The organism is Pseudomaricurvus alcaniphilus (assembly GCF_011440395.1).
GTDB classification, from domain to species: Bacteria; Pseudomonadota; Gammaproteobacteria; order Pseudomonadales; family Cellvibrionaceae; genus Pseudomaricurvus; species Pseudomaricurvus alcaniphilus.
Genome location: NZ_JAAOIX010000005.1, coordinates 187,089 through 206,478 on the forward strand (window position 1 = coordinate 187,089; position 19,390 = coordinate 206,478).

General features: G+C 58.4%; 18 protein-coding genes. 5 read left to right on the forward strand and 13 right to left on the reverse strand.

Annotated elements, in window-relative coordinates:
• Positions 1 to 364: 364 nt before the first annotated feature.
• Complete coding sequence (locus tag G8764_RS12275) at positions 365 to 670, forward strand: Lar family restriction alleviation protein (RefSeq protein WP_166164928.1); 306 nt, start codon at positions 365 to 367, stop codon at positions 668 to 670.
• A 174-nt stretch (positions 671 to 844) separates the two neighbouring features.
• Here G8764_RS12275 and G8764_RS12280 read toward each other — a convergent pair whose 3' ends face one another.
• The 5 genes from G8764_RS12280 to G8764_RS12300 form a co-directional block, all read right to left on the reverse strand.
• Complete coding sequence (locus G8764_RS12280) at positions 845 to 1,654, reverse strand: hypothetical protein (RefSeq protein WP_166164929.1); 810 nt, start codon at positions 1,652 to 1,654, stop codon at positions 845 to 847.
• Positions 1,655 to 1,838: 184 nt separating this feature from the next.
• Positions 1,839 to 2,480 (reverse strand): urate hydroxylase PuuD, encoded by a 642-nt coding sequence (locus G8764_RS12285; protein ID WP_207951853.1) that lies wholly within the window; start codon positions 2,478 to 2,480, stop codon positions 1,839 to 1,841.
• A gap of 118 nt (positions 2,481 to 2,598) precedes the next feature.
• The gene (gene sodB / locus G8764_RS12290) at positions 2,599 to 3,183 is read right to left on the reverse strand and encodes a superoxide dismutase [Fe] (RefSeq protein WP_166164930.1); all 585 of its coding nucleotides are present in this window, start codon (positions 3,181 to 3,183) and stop codon (positions 2,599 to 2,601) included.
• Positions 3,184 to 3,478: 295 nt separating this feature from the next.
• Positions 3,479 to 4,954 (reverse strand): ATP-binding protein, encoded by a 1,476-nt coding sequence (locus G8764_RS22960; protein WP_166164931.1) that lies wholly within the window; start codon positions 4,952 to 4,954, stop codon positions 3,479 to 3,481.
• Positions 4,951 to 5,670, reverse strand: coding sequence for a response regulator (locus G8764_RS12300; RefSeq protein ID WP_166164932.1), 720 nt, complete (start codon positions 5,668 to 5,670; stop codon positions 4,951 to 4,953). Before G8764_RS12300 ends, G8764_RS22960 begins: the two co-directional genes overlap by 4 nt.
• A 265-nt stretch (positions 5,671 to 5,935) precedes the next feature.
• On the opposite strand from G8764_RS12300, the gene G8764_RS12305 reads away from it, so the two are divergent.
• A complete protein-coding gene (locus G8764_RS12305; protein ID WP_166164933.1) occupies positions 5,936 to 6,355 on the forward strand; it encodes a hypothetical protein in 420 nt (139 codons plus the stop codon).
• Positions 6,356 to 6,806: 451 nt separating this feature from the next.
• On the opposite strand, the gene groL is transcribed toward G8764_RS12305, so the two are convergent.
• The 5 genes from groL to G8764_RS12330 all read right to left on the reverse strand — a co-directional run bounded on the left by groL (position 6,807) and on the right by G8764_RS12330 (position 12,065).
• Complete coding sequence (gene groL, locus G8764_RS12310; protein ID WP_166164934.1) at positions 6,807 to 8,456, reverse strand: chaperonin GroEL; 1,650 nt, start codon at positions 8,454 to 8,456, stop codon at positions 6,807 to 6,809.
• 64 nt (positions 8,457 to 8,520) lie between these two features.
• The gene (locus G8764_RS12315; protein ID WP_166164935.1) at positions 8,521 to 8,814 is read right to left on the reverse strand and encodes a co-chaperone GroES; all 294 of its coding nucleotides are present in this window, start codon (positions 8,812 to 8,814) and stop codon (positions 8,521 to 8,523) included.
• A gap of 197 nt (positions 8,815 to 9,011) precedes the next feature.
• Positions 9,012 to 9,518, reverse strand: a complete 507-nt coding sequence (locus G8764_RS12320; RefSeq protein WP_166164936.1) for an FxsA family protein — start codon at positions 9,516 to 9,518, stop codon at positions 9,012 to 9,014.
• Between the two features lie 80 nt (positions 9,519 to 9,598).
• Positions 9,599 to 10,618, reverse strand: coding sequence for a DUF481 domain-containing protein (locus G8764_RS12325; protein ID WP_166164937.1), 1,020 nt, complete (start codon positions 10,616 to 10,618; stop codon positions 9,599 to 9,601).
• A 103-nt stretch (positions 10,619 to 10,721) separates the two neighbouring features.
• Positions 10,722 to 12,065: an AmpG family muropeptide MFS transporter gene (locus G8764_RS12330; protein WP_243748769.1), complete on the reverse strand. Its 1,344-nt coding sequence runs from the start codon at positions 12,063 to 12,065 to the stop codon at positions 10,722 to 10,724.
• 198 nt (positions 12,066 to 12,263) lie between these two features.
• Between G8764_RS12330 and G8764_RS12335 the strand changes: the two genes are divergently transcribed.
• Both G8764_RS12335 and G8764_RS12340 read left to right on the forward strand, forming a co-directional pair.
• Positions 12,264 to 13,145 (forward strand): ABC transporter ATP-binding protein, encoded by an 882-nt coding sequence (locus G8764_RS12335; RefSeq protein ID WP_166164938.1) that lies wholly within the window; start codon positions 12,264 to 12,266, stop codon positions 13,143 to 13,145.
• A 63-nt stretch (positions 13,146 to 13,208) separates the two neighbouring features.
• Positions 13,209 to 14,207, forward strand: a complete 999-nt coding sequence (locus G8764_RS12340) for an ABC transporter permease (protein WP_166164939.1) — start codon at positions 13,209 to 13,211, stop codon at positions 14,205 to 14,207.
• Positions 14,208 to 14,235: 28 nt separating this feature from the next.
• Here G8764_RS12340 and ampE read toward each other — a convergent pair whose 3' ends face one another.
• From ampE to G8764_RS12355, 3 genes are all read right to left on the reverse strand, one after another.
• Positions 14,236 to 15,072 (reverse strand): regulatory signaling modulator protein AmpE, encoded by an 837-nt coding sequence (gene ampE, locus G8764_RS12345; RefSeq protein WP_166164940.1) that lies wholly within the window; start codon positions 15,070 to 15,072, stop codon positions 14,236 to 14,238.
• 72 nt (positions 15,073 to 15,144) lie between these two features.
• Entirely contained in the window at positions 15,145 to 15,714 is a 570-nt protein-coding gene (gene ampD, locus G8764_RS12350; protein WP_166164941.1) for a 1,6-anhydro-N-acetylmuramyl-L-alanine amidase AmpD, read from the reverse strand.
• Between the two features lie 524 nt (positions 15,715 to 16,238).
• Positions 16,239 to 18,587, reverse strand: a complete 2,349-nt coding sequence (locus tag G8764_RS12355) for a DUF1631 domain-containing protein (RefSeq protein WP_166164942.1) — start codon at positions 18,585 to 18,587, stop codon at positions 16,239 to 16,241.
• Between the two features lie 226 nt (positions 18,588 to 18,813).
• Between G8764_RS12355 and G8764_RS12360 the strand changes: the two genes are divergently transcribed.
• Positions 18,814 to 19,353, forward strand: a complete 540-nt coding sequence (locus G8764_RS12360) for a retropepsin-like aspartic protease family protein (RefSeq protein ID WP_243748770.1) — start codon at positions 18,814 to 18,816, stop codon at positions 19,351 to 19,353.
• Positions 19,354 to 19,390: the final 37 nt, after the last annotated feature.

Here is a 19,390-nt window from a genome sequence, read left to right on the forward strand (position 1 = left end):
AGCTGCCTAATAATAATAGAGGTATTTGCTGAGGAATGACTTCCTGTCCAGCAACCGCCAAATTATCGTGCTGCAACCGAAGTCCGCTTCGGCGGGGCACAGTCTCCCCCCGAAAAATCCAGCCCTGTTTATTTATCAATCACCCTTGTTTATTTTCCAATCAGCTCCGTTTATTTATCCACCACACCTGTTTGCTTTTCAACCAACTTCGTTTAATTACCAACCAGCTTCGCCTGTTTACTGACCATCTTTGTTTGTTTTCCAACCAGCTTGTCTTTGCAAGCCAGCGCCACCCCCCTGTGAAATTATATTCCCCGGTGCGAACCTGTTTCGCCCATTCCCCAGCGCCTCAATGGAGACCACCATGGCGACTATGCTAGAGCCCTGCCCCTTTTGCGAGAGCATGCAGCTGCACATTAGCCAGCAGCCGATGTCACACTCGGTGTCATGCCAAAATTGCAAAGGTTCGGGGCCGCAGAAGAAATTATTGGAAGAAGCCCTGGCAGAGTGGAACCTGACGTCCAGACTGCTGAGCAAGGCCCGGGCCAGCGAGTCGGCCCGCCTGCGCGGGCGACTGCACGACCTGGAGAACGCTGTGCGCAACCTCGCCAGTGAATTGGGCCAAAGCCCGGACACCCTGGAGCCGGAGCACCACTGTACGACGGTGTGACATCTTGCCGGGGCGTAACTTTTTAACTGAGGGTATTCCCGGCGCGTATTACCTGCGCGTAAAGTCGGCCCGCGCCAGCCTGAACTGAGCCGGCTGGCCTGACTGGCTAGCCGGATTAGCAACCGCAGCCGAGCAAACGGCAGCGGCCAGGCTCAGCGGGTGAACGAGAGCAAGTTATGGCCTGCTCGGCGACAACTGTTCTTTGATTTGCAGGATATCGCGATTCACAATGCGGCGATAATTATCGATGGATTGAATGGCCTCCTCGTTGGTCTTGAGCCGGCCCAACACATCACTTTTTAACGAGGCAAACTGCGACTCCAGTCGGGTGGATGAATCCACCAGCTCCCGCAGCCGTTTTTGCTGATTCTGGCTCAGGTCGGAAATTACTCGCAACTGCTCCACTTGCAGGGAGACTTCGCTGCTCAGCGCCTTCCAGTTTTGCATCTGCTCCTGGACCTGCTTCTGCGCCGCTAATGCGGCGGTGGAGGCAGCCTTCGCGGTCTTGGCGACGGACTCCAACTGCTCGCTGTTATCGGCAATCGCCTTTTTATTGACGTTGCGGGTATCCCACAGCTTGCGAATTTCAACGTGGGCCAGCTCCAGGCTCTCTTTCGCCTCGCGCAGATTTGCCTGCAATGCTGCCACCGACTGGGTAGATTCACTGTCCGACAGCTGCAGACGGCTCTCCAGGTGAGCGATGCGTTTTTCCGCCAAGCTCACCTGTTGCTGCGACTTGGACAACTGCAAGTAGGTGAAGCCGGCCAAACCCAGCCCGGTCAGCGCCAGCAACAACGCCAGCGGCACCAGCGGCGACGATTTCGCCACCGGGGCGCCGGATACTGGCGCTGGTCGCGCTTTCTGCGTTCCGCCGGCGGCGGTTTTGGCCGTGGCGCCGGAAGGCTTGGAGGCCGACGGCCGCTCCGGCGGCAGATCATCCTGCGGCGTGGCGGAGAAGGTCGGTTCCTTGCGGTTATTGGTCATAAGAGTGTCCGGTAAAGCAATTCAGTGTGGTGTTTTATATCAAAGCCAAACAATAATTAACATGTAGACAGCAAAAACCGGGCTTTAGCGCCCGGTTTTTATTCTACTGCAACAGCGAGCCGGAATTACAGGCAAGCTGTCACAGGTGCGTCATCTGCAGGTAAACCTTTTACAGGTAAGCCTTTTACAAATAGACAAGCAGGGCTGCCAAAACGGCGGTCAAGCCCAGGCTGCAGTGAATCACGCCCTTGACGGTGGTCATGGGGCCCTGCTTGCCAACCAGGGCATTGGCCTCGAGCGCGGCGACAATTGCCAGCACCACCAGCAAACCGGTGGTGATGCCCTTATTGCCGTAGCCACCGCCATTGACAAAGTGCGGACCGGCCAGCATAAAGAACACCATGGGGCCGGAAAACAGGACATTGGTGCGCGACGCCAGCAGCGCCTTGGCCGCCGCAGATGGGCCATCACCATCAGCCAGCCCCAGGGCGATCTTCTGGTTGGGCCAGATAATCAACCAGACATTGAGGAACATCAGGGTGCCCATAATCGCACCAGCGGTGATGTAGGTGTTGATGAGTTGTTGCTTGGCCAGGCCTACCAGCAGGATCAAACCGGTGATAAAGGTGAACATGGCGCCCCAGCGGAACCACCACAGCGCTTCTGGCGCCAGCTTGGCCTTGGCGTCCGCCAGCGCCTCCGGGGTGGCCTTTTTGAAATAACCACCCTGGATAAAATTAAAGTAGTAGAGCAGGCCGATCCAGGTTATGCCGAACAGCACATGCCCCCAACGCGCCAAAAAATTAATAAATTGCATGCTTTCCATAGATAGCTCCCCAGTTGCCATCGAGACGTTCTAATTGCGGTATAAGTGAGATATCCGGGCAGCCGCCGGCTGGCGGCCGCCCAGAGTATGGCGAGAGTCTATCACTAAGACGAAATGATTAACCAGCAAAGTTGGCGTTGACGAACTCCCAGTTAACCAGCGCCCAGAAAGCTTCCATATACTTCGGCCGGGCATTGCGGTAGTCGATGTAGTAGGCGTGCTCCCACAGGTCGACGGTCAGGATTGGGGTTACGCTGGCGTCGGTGAGCGGAGTGGCGGCATTGCTGGTATTGACAATTGCCACGCTGCCGTCAGCTTTTTTCACCAGCCAGGTCCAGGAAGAACCAAAGTTGTTGATCGCACTGTTGGTGAACTCTTCCTTGAACTTGGCAAAGGAACCAAAGGCCTTGTCGATGGCTGCCGCTACAGCACCAGTGGCTTCGCCGCCGCCGTTGGGGCTGAGGCAATTCCAGTAGAAGCTGTGATTCCAGATTTGCGCAGCGTTGTTGAAGACTCCGCCAGAGGAAGACTTGACCACTTCTTCCAGAGACTTACCCTCAAACTCGGTGCCAGGCACCAGGCCATTGAGCTTATCGACGTAGGTTTTGTGGTGCTTGCCGTAGTGGTATTCCAGGGTCTCAGCAGAGATATGGGGTTCCAGAGCATCCTGGGCGTAGGGTAAAGCCGGTAATTCGAATGACATTAATCGATTCCTCGTTGGTTTACTGAATGTAGAATCCGTTTGCTCGTCTTCCGTCCCGTAAATTGGCAGTAGTGATTTTAAGCCAGGCCCTGTTGTCAGGTTCTGTTGTCAGGCTGGGCGCGCCGACGAGCAGTAGCGAGCTCTGCGGGAGGAGGTGCAACAACCCAGGGCGAAAAATCAGGCCACGGTGATTAGTCAAATCTACGGAACTGCGCCTAGTATAAGGCAATCAGGCGGTATTTTTTAACTTTAATTACCTGTGCCAATTGCCTGTGCCGCCGCCCTCTGCCGCCGCCTACTGCACCGGCAGGGATACGCTGACCTTGAGACCGGGGTGGGTATTGGTGAGAGTAAGCTGACCGCCGTGGCTGTGGATGATCTGGCGGGCGATGGACAGCCCCAGCCCCATGCCCCCGGTCTCCCGATTGCGGGACGACTCCAGCCGATAAAACGGGTCGAAGACTGCTTCCATCTCCGCCTCCGGAATCCCCGGCCCGGAGTCACGCACAGCGACCACCAGGCTGTTGCCCTGGCGTTTGAGCGACACATCGGCGGCACCGCCGTAGCGCACCGCGTTTTCAATCAGGTTGCGCAGGGCGCGCTTGAGGCTGACCGGCCGGCACATCAGTGTCTGCGCACCTGTATCGGCATAGTTGACCGGCTGCTCCAGGGCGGCAAGGTCATCACACAAGCTGCCCAGCAGTGCGTTCAAATCGACTTTTTGCAGCGCTTCCTGGTCGCCGGCCTGGCGCACAAAAGACAGGGTCGCCTCGGCCATTTGCTGCATTTCTTCAAGGCTGGCGATCAACTTGTCCCGCTCCTCGCTCGGCGGCATCAATTCCAGCCGCAGGCGCATACTGGTCATGGGGGTACGCAAATCGTGGGACAGGGCCGCCAGCATGCGGGTGCGCTCGGAAACAAAGCGATCCAGCCGTTCATTCATGGTGTTAAAGGCCGCCACGGTATCCTGCACGTCTTGCGGCCCCCGCAGTGGCAGCGGCGCCACGCTGCGGCCGCGGCCGAGATCACTGGCAGCCTGGGCCAGGTCCCGCAGTGGCCGCGCGATGCGGCGCATCTGCCAAATCACCGGCAAGAGTACCAGCACGGCAGCCAGTAACAGGAAGGTGAGCGTTTGCATTGCTGCCAGCGGCGAGATACCCGGCGCCGCGAGGCGGCTGACAAACCAGCGGCCATCGCTCAACTGCACCGCCATGGAGAAATGGTCGAAGGCCCGCTTCGGTGGTCGCCGCCAAAACGGCGCGCCCTCACTCTCATCGGCCTCGATCTGGTGCGGGCGATTCCTGTGATGGCGATACTCGTCGTCCCCGCGGGGCCAGCGCTCACCTCGTTCCGGCTGCTGTCGGGCCAGCTGCAGGTCAACCCGAACCCGATCGCGGTAGGCCTCCTGCCCCAACGCCTGCTGCAGTGAACGCAGCACCCGCCGTGCGGCCTCATCGCCACTGTTGTCGATGGGGGGCTGCGGGGAAAAGCCGAACTGCCGGCCCGGCTGGCGCCAGGCTTTGATCACCTTTTCGTGCAACTCCGGCGGCGTGTTTTCCAGCAGCTGCACCAGGGAGGCAAACTGGCGCACCACAAAACGCTCATTGGCCACCATTTGGGAGTTCTGGTGCGCCCGGGACAGGACCCAGACGTTGGCGATCATGGCCAGTAACAGGGCCACTACGATCAACGCCACCATCTGGCCCACCAGGGTGCGTGGCCAGAGCAGGCGCGAGAGCCGCTGCCACCAGGCCGTGGGTGAAATGGTCACGATTCAACCTTGCCGGTAAACATATAGCCGCCACCCCACACCGTTTTAATCAGTGCCGGATGCTGCGGATCCGGCTCCAGCTTCTTGCGCAAGCGGCTGACCTGGTTATCGATGCTGCGATCAAAGGGGTCGGCTTCCCGCCCCTTGGTCAAGGTGAGGATCTGGTCCCGGCTCAGGACCCGCTGCGGGTGCTCGAGGAAAACTTTGAGCAGTGTATATTCAGTATTACTGAGTGGCACCAGCAGACCGTCGGCACTGATCAAGTGGCGCTGGTCCGGGTCGAAACCCCAGCCGTTAAAACGTACTACCGCGGATTGCTCCCCCGCGACCGGCGCAGCCCCCTGCGGCTGGCGGCGCAGTACCGCCTTGATGCGCGCCAGCAGCACCCGGGGCACAAACGGCTTGGTGACGTAGTCGTCCGCACCCATCTCCAGCCCCACCACACAATCGGCATCTTCGCTCATGGCGGTGAGCATAATCACCGGGGGGCCGCCGCTTTCGCGCACGAAACGACAGAGGCTGAGGCCATCCTCACCGGGCATCATTAAGTCCAGCACCACCAGGTCGATGTCGGCGCCATGGTCCTGCAACAGGGCGCGCATCTGCTCACCGCCCTCGGCCTGGGAGACCTTGTAGTCGTGTTGCTGCAGGTAGGTCGACAGCAAATCCCGGATTTCCCGGTGGTCGTCGACAACTAGAATATGCTTTTGGGACATGGGTCTGGATACTTCCTGGCCAGGGTTTCAGTATTTATAGACAGCTTCAGTGCGTATAGACGATTCAGCGCCAATAATGACAAGTTCCATTATACAGGCCGGAACTGGCGGGGTTGTATCAAAGTGTAACGGCCGCCAGGGCCAGGCCGCCACCAAACTGGAGCTTGATACACTTTGATACAATTTATGACCAGGCCGAGACACTGCGTATACATCTTCGTGATTGAATAGCCACACTAACCAATCACTGCAAAGGAGCAGCGTTATGAAAAAGTCACTGATTATTGCCGGAGTATTTTCCGCCCTATTGACCACCGGCCTGGTTTACGCCGAGCAAGGAGAGAAGGGTGAAAGAGGTGATTGCGATCGCGGCAAGCGCGGCGGCCACCATATGATGCAAGGCGGCCACCATTTTAAGAAAGACCGCGGGGAGATGATGGAACGTGAGTTCAACGCCGACCAGATTCGCACCCTGGCCGAAGCGAAACTGATCATGCACGGCAACGAGAACCTGATGGTCGGCCAGGTGCTAGCGACCGACACTGGCTACAGCGTTACCATTCTCACTCGGGACGGCTCGCTGGTGGAAGAAAAGGCGCTCGCCAAAAACGGCATGCCGCTGGATAAATACCAGCACATCCTGGAGCGTATGGAGAAGCGCCAGAGCAAGCAGAACGCCCAATAAGCCCACTGCACACAACCGGACCCTGCTCCTGACAGGCCCCCGCCAAACGCAATGCTACCTGTGGGCAGTGGAGCAGACCGACTACGCCCCCTGCGCCGAATTCAGGGAACCTAGGAGCCTGTCGGACTAAGGTGCCCGTAGCGAGAGAAAGTCCGATTTGAGTCAGTTTTTAACCATTTTTGAGGCGAATAGTGGTTCTATTTAACGAGAAAATGGTTAAAAAATGGCCAAACTCGGCTTTTTCGCAGCAGGGCAACCCTAAGTCCGACAGGCTCCTAGTCAGGCCGGAGACTACCGCCGTGCCATCAGCGCCTGCCTGGAAGGCCGCGGCTACGTGGTGAAGTAAAAAAAAACGGCCCACCGAGGTGAGCCGTTTTTTGGGGATGTCTGTTCAGAGGGCGTAATTTTCACTTCAAATCGAAGCGAGAAAAGTCAACCCTCCGGGCATGATTTACATCATGCCGCCCATTCCACCCATTCCACCCATACCGCCCATGTCAGGCATACCGCCGGCACCTTTCTCTTCCGGTGCGTCGGCAACCATAGCCTCAGTGGTCAGCATCAGGCCAGCAACTGAACCGGCAGCTTGCAGCGCGGTGCGAGTTACTTTAGCAGGATCCAGGATACCCATTTCCAGCATGTCACCGTATACACCGGTGGCAGCGTTGTAACCCTGGTTGCCAGTGGTTTGCTTGACCTTGTCAGTTACAACAGAGGCTTCTTCACCAGCGTTGGTCACGATCTGGCGCAGAGGTGCTTCCATGGCGCGACGAGCGATAGCGATACCAGCAGTCTGGTCTTCGTTGTCACCGGTCAGGTCAGCAATGGCAGCCACAGCGCGAATCAGGGCAACACCACCGCCAGGAACCACACCTTCTTCTACCGCAGCACGGGTAGCGTGCAGGGCATCTTCAACGCGGGCTTTCTTCTCTTTCATTTCCACTTCGGTGACGGCACCAACCTTGATCACAGCAACACCGCCAGCCAGCTTGGCTACGCGCTCTTGCAGTTTTTCACGGTCGTAGTCGGAAGTAGACTCTTCGATCTGGGCACGGATCTGGGCAACGCGCGCCTGGATTTCAGAAGCTTCGCCAGCACCGTCAACTATCACGGTAACTTCCTTGCTCATGGTGATGCGCTTGGCAGTACCCAGGTGCTCCAAGGTAGCGGAATCCAGGTCCAGGCCCACTTCTTCGGAGATAACAGTAGCGCCAGTCAGGGTAGCGATATCCTGCAGCATGGCCTTGCGACGGTCGCCGAAGCCAGGTGCCTTACAGGCCGCAACTTTAACGATGCCGCGCATGTTGTTAACCACCAGGGTCGCCAGGGCTTCGCCTTCGATGTCTTCAGCGATGATAACCAGCGGCTTGCCAGCTTTGGCTACGGCTTCCAGAGTTGGCAGCAACTCGCGGATGTTGGAGATTTTCTTGTCAACCAGCAGGATGTAGGGCGACTCTTGCTCGACGCTCATGTTTTCCTGGTTGGTGATGAAGTAAGGAGACAGGTAACCGCGGTCGAACTGCATACCTTCAACGATGTCCAGCTCGTTGTCGAGGGAGTTGCCCTCTTCAACGGTGATCACACCTTCTTTACCTACTTTTTCCATCGCTTCGGCAATGATGTCACCGATAGAGGAGTCAGAGTTGGCAGAGATGGTACCGACCTGGGCAATAGACTTGCCGTCGGCACAGGGCTGGGCAATGGATTTAATGTGGGCAACTGCAGCGATTACCGCCTTGTCGATGCCGCGCTTGAGATCCATCGGGTTCATACCAGCAGCGATAGACTTGAGGCCTTCGTTGACAATGGACTGAGCCAGAACGGTAGCAGTGGTGGTGCCGTCACCGGCGTCGTCAGAAGCCTTGGAAGCAACTTCCTTGACCATCTGTGCGCCCATGTTTTCGAACTTGTCTTTCAGTTCGATTTCCTTGGCAACAGAAACACCGTCTTTAGTGACAGTAGGAGCACCGAAAGATTTGTCCAGTACTACGTTGCGACCCTTTGGTCCCAGAGTGATTTTTACCGCATCAGCCAGGACGTTTACGCCGGCCAGCATGCCCTGACGAGCTTCGTCGCCAAACTTAACAATTTTAGCAGCCATTCTTGTAGCTCCTTCTTTAAAGCACTTTTATGAATTCAACAGATTGAGCAGAAATGCCCAACCCTTAACCTTCGATTACGGCTTTGATATCGCCTTCGCTGAGGATAACCAGCTCTTCGCCATCAACCTCAATGGTGTCGCTGCCGGCGTATTTGCCGAAAACAACCTTGTCACCGACTTTCACGTCGACAGGACGGGTATCGCCACTGTCCAGAATGCGGCCGCTACCCACAGCTACCACTTCACCCTGATTAGGCTTTTCTTTCGCAGAACCTGGCAGCACGATACCACCAGCTGAAGTAGCTTCTTCTTCCTGACGGCGAACCACAACACGGTCATGTAAAGGACGAATTTTCATTTATTTCTCTCCAAAACGTCTGTTTCTGGAACAATATTCAGGCTGCGAACAGCCCAGTTGCTTAAGATAATCCCGCGCCTGTCCGGATGAACATTTGCGGAAGACCAGCCAGGGAAACGAGCTCCCGGGCAAAGAATCCAAGTGTGTAGGGAGATGGGGCCCGGAATCCGGATTTCAACACCCCCGGGCAAAAAAAATTACTTTTTTAAGTTATTTTTTTGGCTATTGGGGTCGCGCAGGTGATCGAGTGGTTCAGCGGGGTCGTTTTGGCGGGTAAATTCACCTTCGATAATTTCCTCCGAGCCGTCCGGGTTGCGACGATAGGAGTAAAAGCGGCCGCCGGAGGCCAGCGCATCGGTAATCACTCGCTGCAACAGGCGACCGAACAGCAACTGTCGAATACCGGGGATCAAACAGGCGAAACCGATAACATCGGTGATAAAGCCAGGGGTCAACAGCAGGGCGCCACCCACCGCCAGGCAGATTCCCTCTACCATCTCCTGGGCCGGCAACTCACCGGCTTCCATGCGCTGGTTGGCCCGTAGCAAGGTCGCCAAGCCCTGCCGTTTCAGCAGTGCCAGGCCGATCATGGCCGTCAGCAAAACCAGGGCGATAGTACTGAGCGCGCCGATTTTACTGCCGACCTGGATCAGCACCCACATTTCGACCACGGGCACAATGATAAACAGCAGCAGTAATGGCATAGATGTCCCCAGGCGTCGCCTGATTATTGAAGCTCAAACAGGAAATATGGGGGCACCGGACCGGTTTTTAAACCGGCCGACTACCACTTATAGCCGATACCGATGGTCAGCTTGGTATCGTCACGCTTGGTACCCTCGGCCGGCTGGTTGTCGTAGTCGTATTCGATCTTGTACTCGGAGAACAGGCCCGGCCCCAGCGGCAAGCTGATGCCCACATCCGCTGACAACTCCCAGTCGCCACTGTCTTCAAGGGAGTACAGCACTTCGTTGCTGTGCACCAACGCCATGTTGAACGGCAATTTGTGGCGGAAGCGGGTGGCAAAGCGCCAGGCAGCGGCCTCCTTGTCATCGCTCACAACCTGCTCGTAACGCTCCTTGACGAAGTCGATACCGCTCTCCAGCGCCAGCGCGGAATTGATATTTTCCCACATCTGTACACCCAGACCGGTACCGTACTCGTAGCGCTCCTTGATGTTCTTCGACTCTTCCATACCCATGCCGAGGGCGTTGTACCAGAACCACTTCTCGTCAAAGAACCAGTCCAGGCGGTAGCTCAACTCGTAGTCTTCCAGCGCCGGCAGGTCATTGCGCGACAGGGCTTCGTAGTCTATTTCATTGATGTGGCGGAAATTGCCGTGCCGGAACGTGGCGATGGCATCGACGTCGAGGTCATCCTCGACTTTGTTGCCACGGGAGAGCACACCGGCCACAGACATGGCGCCGTTGTATTCGTAAGTCTTATCCTTATCCTCTACGTAAGGCTCAACCGACGCCAGGGTCAACAGTTCGGTGCGCTGTATATAGGTACTCTTGCCGCAGCGGTAGGCCAGGAAGTAGTCGGTCATACCCTCGACGACACAGGGATCGCGCTGGCCCTGGATGACCACCGGCTTGTCGAGCTTCAGGTTGGCGACCCGGTTTTTGCCAACCGTCAGGTTGCCAAATACCGTCGACTTCCAGGTGACGGTGGTTTTGTCAATCAGGACCAGGTTACCTTCCAGCCGATCGCCATTGGTGAGCAGCAGCTCACCCGCACTGGCAGCGGCAGAAAATAGAAAACAGGCCAGCATCAAGGTGGATGCTGCGGTAAAAAATCGCATGGGGTGAACTCTTGAGAATTTGCAGAGCGGGCAATTCTATCGAATTGAAGCGTTAATTTGAAAGGGAATACGTAAATATTCCGCCGACCTTCCCGAATGTGCGCTACTGGTGCGCCAACGCCCTGTCCCGGCGCATCACCACGATGGCTAACCAGATGGCCGGCAAGCCCATCACCGCGGCATAGACGAAGAATGAGGTGTAACTGCTGGCATCCACAACCAGGCCGGAAAAGCCGCTGGTGAACTTGCCCGGCAGCGTCATCAGGGAACTGAACAGGGCGTACTGGGTGGCGGTGTAGGCGCGGTTGGTCAAGCCAGACAGGTAGGCAATAAAAGCGGCATTGGCGAACCCGCCACTGAGGTTATCGGCGCTGATCACCAGCGCCAGCCAGCTCAGCTCCGGCCCCACCAAAGACAGCTTGGCGAACAGCAGGTTGGTACCCGCCACCATCATTGCACCGGCCAGCAGCGGCTTAAAGACCCCGTATTTGACCACCAGCAGCCCCCCCAGGAAAGAGCCGGCAATGGTCATAAAGAAACCAAACACCTTACCCACCGAAGCGATTTCCGCCTTGCTAAAGCCGATATCCAGGTAAAACGGGTTGGCCATAATCCCCATGACGATGTCGCTGAGCCGAAACAGGCTAATAAACAGCAGCACGGTCAGGGCAAACTTGCCATTGCGACGGAAGAAATCCACAAAGGGTGCCACCACCGCATCCACCAGCCAGGCCGCCAGCCGCGCACGCCAGTTGCTGGCCCCGCTCAGGTGCAAGCGCCGATGCAGCTCCTGTTCCAGCGCTTGCACCCCTTCCGCCAGCGCTCGTTGCGGCTCCGGCACCAGCAGCACGGTAACCACCCCCACCAGCATGAGCGCCGCCATGCCCAGGTAGGCCAGCGCCCAGCTGCCAAACTCGGCGATATAGAGCGAGCCGGCCCCGGCCGCCAGCATGGCGATGCGGTAGCCGAGAATATAGGTGGAGGACATGGCGCCCTGGAACTCCCGCACTGCCGCCTCAATCCGAAATGCATCGATGGCGATATCCTGGGTAGCCGAGGCAAATGCCACCAGCAGCGCACAGCCAGCCACGGCCAGCAACTGCTGCCGGGGGTCGAGCATGGCCATACCCACTAGCCCGGCGATCACCCCCAACTGGCCCAGCAGGATCCAGCTGCGACGCTGTCCCAGGCGAGCGGTCAGCAGCGGGAAACGCAGCCGGTCGATAATCGGCGCCCAGAATATTTTCACCGAGTAGGTAATGCCCACCCAGCCAAAAAAGCCGATGGCTGTGCGGCTGACGCCCATATCGCTGAGCCAGGCCGAGAGGGTGGAAAACACCAGCAGCAGCGGCAGGCCGGCGGCAAACCCCAGAAAAAACATGGTGATGACGCGGGGGTGCAGATAGACCCGAAAGGCCTCGGACCAGGATGGGCTTGTTTGGGTCATAACGGGATTGGCAACTGAAGACCCGGCAAAGGTAGCAGAACAACTGCGGCAGTGCGAGCGCGGCGGGGCAATTCCGCAACCTGCCGCCCCCGCCTGCCCTTCTGCCCGCCACCGACACGGGCGCTGACACAGGCAAAAATTGGTTTCTCAATTGGCCCTGCTATACTGCCGGCTCTCTCACCCTGCACCGCGCGCCAGATGACACCGATCATTGAAGTAAGAAACCTCAACAAGCAATTCAAAAACGTCAAAGCCGTCAACGGCATATCGTTCAGCATTGCCGCCGGTACCTGCTTCGGGCTGCTGGGCCCCAACGGCGCCGGCAAGACCACCACCATCGAAATGATGGAGCGCATCAGCAAGCCCAGCAGCGGCGAAATTTTGTACAAGGGCCAGATTGACAACCCGGCCTTCAAACAGGAAGCGGGCATTCAGTTCCAGTCCACCTCGCTGATGGACTACCTCACAGTGCGGGAAGTACTGGAACTGTTCGCCAGTTTTTACCAGCGCCCCATGGCCATCACCGAGCTGGCCAAGCTCTGCCACCTGCAGGAGTTTCTCCACCACCAGGCGGCCAAGCTGTCCGGCGGCCAACGCCAGCGTGTACTGCTGGCGGTGGCACTGGTCAACGACCCGGATATTATCTTCCTCGACGAGCCCACCACCGGGCTCGACCCCCAGTCGCGGCGCAATTTCTGGAGCCTGATCGAGGGCATCAAACGGCGCGGCAAAACCATCGTCCTCACCACCCACTATATGGATGAAGCCGAGCGCCTCTGCGACCAACTGGTAATCGTGGATCGCGGCCAGGTGATCGCCGAAGGCACGCCCCAGTCCCTGTTGCGCTCGCACTTTAACCACATCTTCGTCTGCCTGAACCAGGCCGATGTGCCCGCCGACTTCCAGTTCGAGGGCAAGGTCAACGCCGACAATGGCCAGGTCATTTTCGAGAGCACCTCGGTGGAGCGGACCCTGAAACAGCTGATCGAGCAGGGCGCTCGCCTGAACTCACTGCAGGTGCGCAACCCGACCCTGGACGATCTGTTTTTAAAACTGACCGGGCACAGTTTGCGCGAATAGGCGGCGCAGACAGCCTGCGCTCCCCCATTACGGGCAACCGACAGATATGGAAAGAGGTAACAAGTGAAACAACTGCTGGCGTTATTTTACGCGCGCAACAAGGAGTACTACCGGGATCGCGGCTCGCTGGCCTGGTCATTTATTATGCCGCCACTGATTATCGCGGTGGTGGCGTTGGCATTTTCCCGCAGCGAACCGGCCCTGTTCAAGGTGGGCCTCTACCCCAGCGACAGCGTGCCCGCAGCAATGCAGCAGGCCGACTATATAGAGACCGTGGTGTTTAGCGATCTGGCCGCCGCTCAACAGCGTGTGCGCCACCACCAGATTGACCTGCTGATTCTCAACGATGAGCGCCACAGCTATCTGTACAATCCCGAGTCCCAGCCGGCCAAGGTGCTGCGCGATTTGCTGCAAGGCGGCGCCGAACCCTGGCACAGCGAGGCCGTCAGCGGCCAGAAGGTGCGCTATGTGGACTGGGTAATACCGGGCATTCTCGGCATGAACCTGATGTTCAGCGGCCTCTATGGGGTCGGCTATGTGATCGTGCGCTACCGCAAAAACGGGGTCCTGAAACGGTTGCAGGCAGCGCCGGTGTCGCCGCTGAAATTTCTCGCCGCACAGATGCTATCGCGCCTGATCATCATGCTGGCAGTCAGCTGCATCGTCTACGTTGCCACCGACTTCTTTCTCAATTTCCTGATGCTGGGCAATTATTTCACCCTGTTTCTTATCGCCGTGCTGGGTAACCTGTGCCTGCTGTCACTGGGGCTGATCATCGCCAGCCGCACCGCCAACGAGGAACTGGCCAACGGCCTGCTGAATTTCCTGATCTTTCCCATGCTGCTGTTATCGGAAGTCTGGTTCTCACTGGACGGCGCCCCCGCCTGGATGAGCTCGGCGGCGCAACTGCTGCCCCTGACCCACATGGTGCAGGCGGCGCGCAGCGTGATGATCGAAGGTGCCAGCCTGATGGACGTCAGCCACCACCTGCTGGCCATGCTGGGGATGACCGCCCTGTTCCTGTCCATCTCGGCCGCTATATTCAAGTGGCGGGCGGAGTAAATCAAGGGCCGCCCAGATCAAAGGCCACTCAGATCAAGGACAGGATGGCCAGCGCGCAAATCCACAGTATCAGGGTGCGACTGAGCAGTGGCTGCAGGGCTTCGATCTCCCGATCGGTGACTCCGTCGGTGGCGAGGTCCTGCTCATTGACGTTGAGGGCACCGTGCACATACGACTCCAACACCTCCGCCGAGCCCTTGTTAGTGTCCAGCAAGGTACCAAGACTGCGCGAATAACAACTGGAGAAGTTGCCAGTCAGGCCGAAGCTCAGCCCCAGCAGGCGCACCGCCGGCCACTCCAGCAACCACAGCAAACGCAGAGCCAGCACCCGGGTTTCGAGCGGATTGTTGCTGTTGAGTGACGACAGCGCCGCCAGCCGATAGAACACCGCCCCCAGCGGGCCCAGTAGTACAAACCAGAACAGCACCGCAAACCAGCGCTCAAAGCCACAGTAGGCAGCGCGGCACAGCACCCTGGCGTGCAGCTGCCGCCAGTCATCCACGCTGCGGATATCCGCCCCCAGGCGCTCGGCGTAGTCGGCCGCCATCTCGTTATCGTTGCGCTGCACTGCCGTCAGGTAACCTTTCACCCAGGGCAGAAAGTCACCGCGACCGAGGCTGTAGATCAGCAGCGGCACGGTCAGCAGGAACAACAGCAAGAGGGAGACGCCATCGACCAGGTCGAGCAACAACCACAGCCCCAGCACTGGCAGCAACAGCTGGGCCAGCAGGATCAACCTGGCGCTGTCGAACCAGCGCCGGGTGCGCGCCGACCAGTCCCGATACCAGCCGTCTGCGTGCAGCGCCTCCACCGAGTCCACCAGCTGGACAATCAGAAACACTACCACTACTGCCAAAAATGTCATGCCATCCACTCCATGCCGAAAAAATTAGTGTGCGCCAATAATGGCGCCGCTGATGCCCTCTGGGTACTTGTATTAACCCGACGCAGACCGCAAGCCAGCGCGGTACCGCTGCCAGTCAAACGCTGGCCCCGGGTCAGTTTTGCGCCCGGGGGCGATATCGCTGTGACCGACAATACGATCGGACGTAATGGCCGGGTACGCCCGCTGCAGCGTTTGCGTCAGGGCCACCAGGCTCTGGTACTGGGCACTGGTATAGGCGCGGTTATCCTCACCCTCCAGCTCGATACCAATGGAAAAATCGTTGCAGGCATCTCGGCCGGCAAACGACGACACCCCCGCGTGCCACGCCCGTCGGGTCACCGGTACAAACTGGGTAACCTGCCCGGCCCGGTCGATAAGAAAGTGGGCTGACACCTCGACCCCCCTGATCTCCTGGAAAAAGGGGTGGGCATCGTGGTCGAGCCGGTTGCAGAAAAACTGCTCGATACAACCACTGCCAAATTGCCCCGGTGGCAAGCTGATATTGTGTATCACCAGCAAACTCACCGCCGAACTGGCCGGGCGCTCATTGCAATTGGGGGAGGGAATAATCCTGGCTTGGCTGGCAAGCCAGCCATCGTCATCCAGGGTGAAATTTTGCATTCCGCTCAAGCGACCGCCATGCGACCCATTGTAGTTTCAATTCAGGGGTTCAGTTCAGGGTTTCGGTTAAGGCTATCCATGAAGCCGCCGGTTGCGGCTACCCATGCGGGACAATAGTTACACACTGCGGGGCGCTTACCAAGTCCTGCGGGGCGTTGGTTTGAAGAAAGAGTGGCTGGGAAAGAAGTGGCACTTGCTTATGCGGCGAGCAATCCGGTTAGTAATGCCGCAAAGACTGCGGCCCGGCACCGGATGCCATGGGTTAAGCGTATGTCAGAATTTGGATCCCCGCCTGCGCGGGGATGACTGTCTTTAGCGAGTACCAGTGGAGCCGGAGAGTATCTATATCTTAGGCGGCACTAGGAGCCTGTCGGACTTAGGGTTGCCCTGCTGCGAAAAAGCCGAGTTTGGCCATTTTTTAACCATTTTCTCGTTAAATAGAACCACTATTCGCCTCAAAAATGGTTAAAAACTGACTCAAATCGGACTTTCTCTCGCTACGGGCACCTAAGTCCGACAGGCTCCTAGCGCGGGCGGTTGCGGCTGGCGCGCAGGTTGCCGATCACTGACTCCAGCGCCCGATCGAACAGCATCCCCTCATCGAGGAGACGGAAGCGGCCCTCTTGCAGTGCCCAGGCCAGATCAGCGCGGCTTTTCTCTGTCACTTTCATGCCGTTGCGGTTGACGAAGATAAACCGGTCGACAGAGCGGATAATCGCCGCCAGGCGACAGCGATAGGGAGCCTTGCCAGGCTCTGCCGCTTCGAACCACGAACCCTGGGTCAGGCGGTCGACGTGCTCAAGCCAGCTTTCCGCCACATGCTGCCGGTTTTCCGCCACAGCAGCAGATTCAATCTCGGCAGCTTCCGCTGCGCTATCCCCGGCACTAGCCCCGGCACTGGCAACCCCACCCTGGCCGCTCGCAACCGGCGCCAGCACCACGGCGTCGCGGTCTGCTGCGGCAGTCCCCGCCGCCTTGCTGCTGGCAGCTGCGCGCTGCTCGGGCGTCAAGGCACGCTTCTCCGCGTCCTCGGCAACTGGCCTGGGCACATCCTCCTGCCGCAATCGCGCCAGGTGCTCTCGCTCCAGGCTTTTCAACATTCGGCCGGTGGCAAATGAGTTGTAGGCGATGGTCTCAAACCCTTCTCGCAGCTGGCCAAGCAGGTCGGACAACAACGACATCAGGCGCCCTCGCCCATCGGTATCCATTTCGGCGGTCACCGACCAGATCAGGTCGTCGACGGTATCACAGGCTGCGAGCCACTGCTCGCTCTGCTCGCCGAATTTCAGCAACAGCAGGAACATATAGTTATGCCAGGGGCCCTCGAGGATCTCGGTGACGCACTCTGGAAGAGCCCGCCCCAGGGTGCTGGCGGCCAACTGTTCGGTCACCCGGGCCCGGGCCTGGTCCGCCCTGGCCTTGCCGTCCTCAGCATCCAGGGTACGCTTTTCCAGCACCCCGGCGCGGCGCCGCTCCTTCTCCACGAAGGCGATAAAGTCGGTTAACAAGGTCTCGAACACAGCCACATCCGACTCGAATTCAGCCAGTACCGTGGTTACCGTGGCAGCGATCTTGCGATACAAGGGATCGTCCGGCTCCCCTTCAGCGGGGGCCTGCCAGCCCAGCGCGGCCACTGCCAGCTCATTCAACAGTCGGCGGGCCGGGTGGCCGGAAACATTGAAGAAGTTCTTGTCTTCCACCGCTACTTTCAACAGGGGAATTTGCAAGCGCACCAGCAGGGCCTTCATGGGCGCCGGCAGGTTCCTGTCGTCGAGAATAAACTCGAACAGCATATTGATCAGGTGAATAACGTCCTTGTCCACTGACGACAAATTTGCCTCGGGCAAACCCTGGCGCTGAATCAGCCCTAAAATCTGCGCGCTGTCCAGCAGCGCCTGGCTGTGTGATACGCTGCCGCCGGGCACTGCTTGCTGCACCGAGGTCAGCGCCTGGGTCAACTGGGTGGTGTCGAGCACCTGGCCGCCCTGCAGCAGGGTTTCACTGGGCAGAGCGGCCCCGTGAGCGCCACCCTGATGGGCACCCAACAACTGCCGCAACTGGGACAGCATTTGCGTTTCCGGCTCCTGGCCCCTCGCCGCGGGACTGCGGGCCGAACCGGCGGTGGCACTGCTAACCTGGTAAATGGACCTGCCGCGGGAGCGGTGCTGGGACTTGATGGTAAGCGAGGGCAAGATATTTTGCTGAATCAGCAGGTTGTTGATGACGGTATATATTTTATCCAGCTGGGAAATAACCGCCTTGTCGAACAGTTTCAGCAGGATCAGCTTGGCCTTGATATCTACGTCCAGCGGCTCGATGACCGACCAGTAGCTCTTGCACAGAATCGCCGGCCCGAGCGGGTTGTTCTGCTGGTACACCTTGCGCGGCACCAGGCTATCGATACGCAATGCAATGTGCTGGCACGGCTCGGCCACCTTCTCCAGCGCCTTTGCCACCATCCCGTCAATCGCCACCTGGTACTCAAGCTGGTCGTTGCCCAGCAGCGCCAGGTCGTCCAGGGAAACATCCAGGGAGGCATCATCGTCTTCGCGCAGGGACGAACTGAGCAGCACCGCGTAGGCCTTGTCGAGCGCCAGGAAGAAGTCCCGCTCGATATCCCGGCGCTGCAGCCGCACTTCCCGCATGGCTTCGAAATAGAGGTTCTGGTCCTGATTGCTGGTGGCTTTGTCTGCCAGGTCGAACAGTGCATCATCGGCGCCTTCAAACAGGTTTTTGAAGGCCAACTGCAGAATCTGGGCCGTTTTCTCCCGCACCCGGTGCACCGCGGCCGGCAAACGCGCCAGGGACACTACCGGACGAGGCACAGCACCTGTGACGATGGGCACTACCTTTGCGCTTTTCGAATTCTGCAACACCTGGGCTCCTCCGAGCTAACACCAGGCTGTGCGGGTCGGTCACCCCAACATCCTGGCAATAGATTTTCACTTGTACTGAGTATAAAACAGCAAATATCCGCGAGTCGTGCCAAACTACTCATTCGCGATCAACTTCACAAAAAGATCTAATATTCACTTTCAGTTAGAATTATTTGATCTAGTTTTACCAAAACACCTAGCGATTGATGCTTAAAATGAGGGAATGATGCAAAGCCCCGATAATTCACCCGACACCCGTGGCATGGGCAGGGGTATGCTAATCGTCTTTTGGCTGTTGGTGATGGGTATATTGACCTGGTGGTTTGGCAGCTGGGAGGGCCAGCTCCTCAACCCCAACCAACAACCCGTTAGCGCCGACACCGGTCAGTACCGGGAGGTGATTCTGGAAAGTAACCGCCAGCATCACTACGTCGCCTCCGGGCTGATCAACGGCGAAGCGGTCACCTTTCTGCTGGACACCGGCGCCACCGACGTGGTGATTCCCGCGCAACTGGCCCGGCGCCTGCAACTGCAGGCCGGCCAGGCGGGTCGCGCCATGACCGCCAACGGCCTGGTGACGGTCTACAGCACCCGGCTGGACAACCTGCAACTGGGCAGCATTCGCCTCTACGATGTGGCCGCCAGCATCAACCCCGGCATGAGCGGCGACGGCGTGCTGCTGGGTATGAGCGCACTGCGCAACATCGAATTCAGCCAGCGCCAGGGCCAGTTGATCCTGCGCCAGCCAACGGATGCCCGCTGAGCCAGGAACTGCTAGAATTCCAGCCGGCCACGCCCTG

What these genes read in the sequence shown, in the direction of transcription:
- G8764_RS12275 (WP_166164928.1), top strand. Translation starts at nt 365, where the DNA reads ATGGCGACTATGCTAGAGCCCTGCCCCTTTTGCGAGAGCATGCAGCTG.
- G8764_RS12280 (WP_166164929.1), bottom strand. Translation starts at nt 1,654, where the DNA reads ATGACCAATAACCGCAAGGAACCGACCTTCTCCGCCACGCCGCAGGAT.
- G8764_RS12285 (WP_207951853.1), bottom strand. Translation starts at nt 2,480, where the DNA reads ATGGAAAGCATGCAATTTATTAATTTTTTGGCGCGTTGGGGGCATGTG.
- sodB (WP_166164930.1), bottom strand. Translation starts at nt 3,183, where the DNA reads ATGTCATTCGAATTACCGGCTTTACCCTACGCCCAGGATGCTCTGGAA.
- G8764_RS12300 (WP_166164932.1), bottom strand. Translation starts at nt 5,670, where the DNA reads ATGTCCCAAAAGCATATTCTAGTTGTCGACGACCACCGGGAAATCCGG.
- G8764_RS12305 (WP_166164933.1), top strand. Translation starts at nt 5,936, where the DNA reads ATGAAAAAGTCACTGATTATTGCCGGAGTATTTTCCGCCCTATTGACC.
- groL (WP_166164934.1), bottom strand. Translation starts at nt 8,456, where the DNA reads ATGGCTGCTAAAATTGTTAAGTTTGGCGACGAAGCTCGTCAGGGCATG.
- G8764_RS12315 (WP_166164935.1), bottom strand. Translation starts at nt 8,814, where the DNA reads ATGAAAATTCGTCCTTTACATGACCGTGTTGTGGTTCGCCGTCAGGAA.
- G8764_RS12320 (WP_166164936.1), bottom strand. Translation starts at nt 9,518, where the DNA reads ATGCCATTACTGCTGCTGTTTATCATTGTGCCCGTGGTCGAAATGTGG.
- G8764_RS12325 (WP_166164937.1), bottom strand. Translation starts at nt 10,618, where the DNA reads ATGCGATTTTTTACCGCAGCATCCACCTTGATGCTGGCCTGTTTTCTA.
- G8764_RS12330 (WP_243748769.1), bottom strand. Translation starts at nt 12,065, where the DNA reads ATGACCCAAACAAGCCCATCCTGGTCCGAGGCCTTTCGGGTCTATCTG.
- G8764_RS12335 (WP_166164938.1), top strand. Translation starts at nt 12,264, where the DNA reads ATGACACCGATCATTGAAGTAAGAAACCTCAACAAGCAATTCAAAAAC.
- ampE (WP_166164940.1), bottom strand. Translation starts at nt 15,072, where the DNA reads ATGACATTTTTGGCAGTAGTGGTAGTGTTTCTGATTGTCCAGCTGGTG.
- ampD (WP_166164941.1), bottom strand. Translation starts at nt 15,714, where the DNA reads ATGCAAAATTTCACCCTGGATGACGATGGCTGGCTTGCCAGCCAAGCC.
- G8764_RS12360 (WP_243748770.1), top strand. Translation starts at nt 18,814, where the DNA reads ATGATGCAAAGCCCCGATAATTCACCCGACACCCGTGGCATGGGCAGG.